The 4,769-nt window shown below is 72.0% G+C and carries 6 protein-coding genes and 1 pseudogene; 5 read left to right on the top strand and 2 right to left on the bottom strand.

Features of this window, described 5'->3' with window-relative positions; all coding sequences use genetic code 11:
• Positions 1–204, top strand: a pseudogene (locus SACHA_RS25885) (hypothetical protein); the annotation flags it as partial.
• Here the strand turns inward: SACHA_RS25885 and SACHA_RS0101345 are convergent.
• Positions 159–581, bottom strand: coding sequence for an anti-sigma factor antagonist (locus SACHA_RS0101345; RefSeq protein ID WP_019806585.1), 423 nt, complete (start codon positions 579–581; stop codon positions 159–161). The pseudogene SACHA_RS25885 and the gene SACHA_RS0101345 overlap by 46 nt on opposite strands.
• Positions 582–1,006: 425 nt before the next feature.
• On the opposite strand from SACHA_RS0101345, the gene SACHA_RS0101340 reads away from it, so the two are divergent.
• The 4 genes from SACHA_RS0101340 (at position 1,007) to SACHA_RS0101325 (ending at position 3,892) form a co-directional block, all read left to right on the top strand.
• Positions 1,007–1,489 (top strand): hypothetical protein, encoded by a 483-nt coding sequence (locus tag SACHA_RS0101340; protein ID WP_019806584.1) that lies wholly within the window; start codon positions 1,007–1,009, stop codon positions 1,487–1,489.
• Positions 1,486–1,968 carry a hypothetical protein gene (locus tag SACHA_RS0101335; RefSeq protein ID WP_019806583.1) on the top strand — a complete coding sequence of 161 codons (483 nt, stop codon included), beginning with the start codon at positions 1,486–1,488 and terminating at the stop codon, positions 1,966–1,968. Before SACHA_RS0101340 ends, SACHA_RS0101335 begins: the two co-directional genes overlap by 4 nt.
• A gap of 248 nt (positions 1,969–2,216) precedes the next feature.
• Positions 2,217–2,531 carry a HesB/IscA family protein gene (locus tag SACHA_RS0101330; RefSeq protein WP_007026356.1) on the top strand — a complete coding sequence of 105 codons (315 nt, stop codon included), beginning with the start codon at positions 2,217–2,219 and terminating at the stop codon, positions 2,529–2,531.
• Between the two features lie 176 nt (positions 2,532–2,707).
• The gene (locus tag SACHA_RS0101325) at positions 2,708–3,892 is read left to right on the top strand and encodes a zinc-dependent alcohol dehydrogenase (RefSeq protein WP_019806572.1); all 1,185 of its coding nucleotides are present in this window, start codon (positions 2,708–2,710) and stop codon (positions 3,890–3,892) included.
• A gap of 40 nt (positions 3,893–3,932) precedes the next feature.
• Here the strand turns inward: SACHA_RS0101325 and SACHA_RS0101320 are convergent.
• Positions 3,933–4,769: 2-hydroxyacid dehydrogenase (locus SACHA_RS0101320; protein WP_019806571.1), on the bottom strand; the 837-nt coding region annotated here is incomplete at its 5' end.

Genomic DNA, 4,769 nt, shown 5'->3' with positions numbered 1-4,769 from the left:
CTGACCATTCCGGGCAACCACGACACCCGACCGGCGGTCCGGGAGTTCCTCCTCGGGGCGCCGCCCACGGAAGGCCCCGTCAACCGGGTCCACCGGATCGCCGGGGACGGGCGACTGACCACCCACTACCATATCGGCCACCGTGGCCGGGGGCACGGCTACTCCGCGCCGGTGACCGCGGCGATCGCCTCGTCCGCGGTCTGATAGACCGGCATCTGCGACAACAGCCCGGTCGCCTCCAGGGGCCGTAGCACCACGCGCTTCGTGGCGACGATCGCCCAGGTCAGTTCGTTGTGGGCGGCCCGCTCGGACAGTTCGGCCAGCACGGACAGGCCCGCGGAGCCGAGAAAGCCGATGCCGTCGAGCTCCAGCACGAGGCTGTCGTCGCGGCCGACGTTGTTCCGGACCCACTGCCGCAGTTCCGGGGCCGACAGCAGGTCGACCTCGCCGGAGACCCGCGCCAGCACCGCGCTGCCCGACCGCCGTTCGGCATCGATGCGCATACCGTGGCTGTCGAGCTGCCGCGGCTGCCCGTCGGGGGACGACTGCGGGGGCAGGGTGTTCGGATCGGTGCTACGCACTGTGTTGTCCCTCCGTAGTGTTCGGACAGGGCACGGGCAGGTGCGACCCCCGATTCCGTAGCTGTGCGGAACAGCCTACGCACGCATCTCGGGCTGCGCACGTCTCTCGGGCGCGTACGTCTCGGCGTACGCATCTCGTGCTCCGCACGAATCGCCGGGGACCTGCCTCGACACGGCTGTGGGCTCAACCGCTCAGGGTCCACGGTAGAAAGCTCCGTGGCCGATTCGCAACCTTCCCCGGGACGGGTCACACCGGATCGCACGGCGGAGCCACCCGCCGGGGACGTCGCCGACGCCGCCCGGTGCCGGGTTCCCCGGTCGTTTGTCCCCGGGCGCCCGCGGGTACAGCGCTAACGCACGATGCTCACGGATACCGCGCTGACGCGCGGCGCCCCGGCGGGTGGGGCCGAAGGGAGCAGGAGCCGATGAGTGACGGCGAGGAGCCCGTGACACCACCGCAGGACACCGGGATGCCCGACAGTGTCGAGAGCGACCCCGCGTCGCTCAGCAGTGCGGAGGACCTCGACGAGGACCGGCTCCGGCTGGATCCGCTCGAGGAGGGAGTGGAGCCTCCGGAGCACTACAGCGAGGCGACGCGGAAGGGCATGACGCCGTTCGAGCAGCACCAGGGCGAGACGCTGGACGAGCGGGTGAGTGAGGAGCAGTCCGACTTCTCCGAACCGGAGGTACCCAATCGCCCGATCGGGGATCGTCCGCCCGGGGAAGTGGACGACACAGTGGACCCGGTCACCGAGGAGCCGCGGCCGGTCGACCCGAGTGGTGAGGTGTCCGCGCCGGACACCCCGGCCGTCCGGCGCGGGCAGAACGCCGACCGCGTGGGCGGGTCCGTCGCCGACGCCGTCCGGACCCCGGAGGGCGTGGAGGAGCAGGAGGGGGAACAGACGTGAGCTCGGCCGATGTGCGTGGCCTCACCGAGCGGATGTTGACCGACCTCCGTGGGGACGATGCGGAGGGACTGGCCACGCTGCTGGCCTCGGTGGTGGCGCCGGACGCGCCCCGGCGGCACCTGTTGTGTCCCCTTCTGGGTGAACTTGTGTCGATGGTGGCCGGTGACCTGCGGGAGCGGGCCGACGACGGGACGGAGGCGCCCGGTGTCGACCGGACGGTCGGCGGGTCGGAGGAGGTCGGGGCCGGGACGTTCACCGCCGAACTCGTCGACGACGAGGACGAGCCGTTCGACATCGACGACCTGGATCCCGCCGTGCGCGCGGTGTTGCGCGCGGTGCTGGCCGAACTGAACGACGACCCCGGGGACGTGCGGTTCCACCTCGGGCTCATCGGGGCGGACCCGGAGCCGTTGGCCCGGCTCGACGCCGTCTGGCACGTGCTGCTCTGGGCGAGCATGCTCGACGAGGGTGCCGCGTGACGACGGCGCGTCCCCGGTCCGTGCGCCACGGCCGTACACCGGACGGGCTCCGCGGCGGCGGATGAGTCCGTGCGCAGGGGATGCGGGAGTCGTGCGACGGACGGGCCGCTGTGGACGCTCGCGGTCGGGCCGGGCACGGTACCCGTCCATGATCATCGCGTGTTTCCGGGGCGGTGGAACGGCGTTTCGGACCCCGCACGCCTACGGTGGGGGTTGGCAGCCACACGCGACCGAAGGGAAATGCCGACATGCTGGCCATGACTGACGCTGCCGCCGAGGCGATCGGCGCACTGACCTCCCAGGACGGGCAAGACGCGGCCGGCCTGCGGTTCGCGGTGCGCGAGGAGACCGACGAGGGCGCCCAACTGGCGCTGTCGATCGCCACGGCTCCCGAGGACGGCGACCAGGTGCTCGGCACCGAGGGCGGCGCACGCGTGTTCCTGGAGCCCCAGGCGGCCATGTTCCTCGACGACAAGGTCCTCGACATTCAGCAGGACGATCAGGGACAGCTGAACTTCGCCGTGATGCAGCAGGCGGAGGAGGCCGAGGAGTCGCAGGGCTGACACCGGCCCGACGACGGTTTGGTCGTCGGCCATCGGTGGTACGTCCTCGTCCGAAGGCGACCACCGATGGCCCGGCACCGGCCCGCGGACCGGCTCCGGGCGGGGCCTCGGCGGTGTGAACGGTCCGGTCGGCGCGTGCACCTCCACGACCGATCGCCGTGCGAGGGGAGACACCGATGAAGGCCGTGACCTGGCAGGGCAAACGCCACGTGCAGGTGTCCGAGGTCGCCGATCCACGGATCGTCGAACCGACCGATGCGGTGATCCGGGTGACCTCGACCGGTGTGTGCGGGTCGGATCTGCATCTCTACGAGGTACTGGGGGCGTTCCTCGACCCCGGCGACGTGCTCGGGCACGAGCCGATGGGGATCGTCGAGGAGGTCGGCAGCGCCGTCGACGGGCTCGCCGTCGGCGACCGTGTCGTGGTGCCGTTCAACATCTCCTGCGGGCACTGCTTCTATTGCGACCAGCGGTTGTACTCGCAGTGCGAGACGACCCAGGTGCGCGAGCACGGCAAGGGTGGGGCGTTGTTCGGCTACACCAAGCTCTACGGCCAGGTACCCGGGGGGCAGGCCGAGCGGCTGCGGGTCCCGCAGGCCCAGTTCGGACCGATCACGGTCCCGGACGGTCCCCCCGACGAGCGCTTCCTGTACCTGTCCGACGTCGTGCCGACGGCGTGGCAGGCCGTCGAGTACGCCGGGATCCCGGCGGGCGGCTCGGTCACCGTGCTCGGCCTCGGCCCGATCGGCCAGATGTGCGCGCGGATCGCCCGGCATCGCGGCGCGCGGACGGTGATCGGCGTCGACCTCGTCGACGAGCGGCTGGCGATGGCGAAGCGGTACGGGGTGGACACCCTCGATCTCCGTCAGCACAAGCACGTGGCCGACCGGATCCGGGACCGCACGGACGGCCGGGGCACCGACTCGGTGATCGACGCGGTCGGCATGGAGGCGCACGGGGCGCCCGTGACCGGGATGGCCCAGCAGTTGGCGACGCTGCTGCCCGGCCCCGTCTCGGCCAAGGTGACCGAGAAGGCCGCTGTGGACCGGCTCTCCGCGCTGTATCTCGCGATCGACGCCGTCCGGCGCGGCGGCACCGTCTCACTGTCCGGTGTGTACGGCGGCATGGTCGACCCGATGCCGATGCTCACCCTGTTCGACAAGCAGGTGCAGGTGCGGATGGGGCAGGCCAACGTCCGCGCCTGGGTGGACGAGATCATGCCGTTGCTCACCGGTGACGGGGACCCGCTCGGCGTGGAGGACCTCGCCACCCACCAGCTCCCGCTGTCCGAGGCGCCGCACGCCTACGACATCTTCCAGAAGAAGCGGGACGGGGCGATCAAGATCGTTCTGAAGCCCTGAACCCTCGCGGTCGGATTCCGTCGTGGACGGTCCGGACGGTTCAGTCCGCGGGGACCGGCGTCGGCGGCCGCTCGCCCCGCAGCACCGCGACGACGTTGCGCGCGGCGAGGGTGGCCATGGCGGTGCGGGTCGCGACGGTGGCCGAGCCGAGGTGCGGGGCGAGCGCGACGTCGTCGCGTCCCAGCAGTCCGGGATGGACCTCGGGTTCGTGCTCGAAGACGTCCAGCCCGGCCCCGGCGATCGTCCCGGCGTCCAGCGCGTCGGCGAGCGCGGCCTCGTCCACCACCGGACCCCGCGCGGTGTTCAACAGGAACGCGGTCGGCTTCATCGTCGCGAGCGCGTCGGCGTCGATCAGGTGGTGCGTGTCCGCGGTGAGCGGGCAGTGCAGGGACACGACGTCGGCACGCGCCAGCAGCTCGGGCAGCGGCAGGTAGGCGGCCGCCAGTTCCTCCTCGGTGCCGGCGGGGGCGGGCCGGCGTCCGGTGTAGACGATTTCCATGCCGAACGCGCGGGCCCGCCGGGCGACCGCGCGGCCGATCTGGCCGAGACCGACGATGCCGAGGGTTCGGCCCGTCAGCCCGGTGCCGAGCATGAAGTCGAGCTCGAACGACCACGGGGTGCCCGACCGCAGCAGCCGTTCGCCCTCACCGAGTCTGCGGGTGACCGACAGCAGCAACCCCAGGGTGATGTCGGCCGTGGCGTCGGTGAGCACGCCCGGGGTGTGTGCCACGACGACGCCACGCGAGGTGAGCGCGGGGACGTCGATGTTGTCGTACCCGACCGCGACGGTGGCCACCGCCCGCAGTCCCGGCCCGGCGGCGTCGGCGAAGGCGGCGTCGACCCGCTCCTTCAGCGTGACCACGGCGGCGTCGGCGCC

The sequence above is a fragment of the Saccharomonospora halophila 8 genome (genome assembly GCF_000383775.1).
Taxonomy (GTDB): domain Bacteria; phylum Actinomycetota; class Actinomycetes; order Mycobacteriales; family Pseudonocardiaceae; genus Saccharomonospora; species Saccharomonospora halophila.
The sequence above is the reverse complement of the archived record's forward strand: the minus strand, read 5'-3'. Positions and strand labels throughout refer to the sequence as shown.

What these genes read in the sequence shown, in the direction of transcription:
- SACHA_RS0101325 (WP_019806572.1), top strand. Translation starts at nt 2,708, where the DNA reads ATGAAGGCCGTGACCTGGCAGGGCAAACGCCACGTGCAGGTGTCCGAG.
- SACHA_RS0101330 (WP_007026356.1), top strand. Translation starts at nt 2,217, where the DNA reads ATGCTGGCCATGACTGACGCTGCCGCCGAGGCGATCGGCGCACTGACC.
- SACHA_RS0101340 (WP_019806584.1), top strand. Translation starts at nt 1,007, where the DNA reads ATGAGTGACGGCGAGGAGCCCGTGACACCACCGCAGGACACCGGGATG.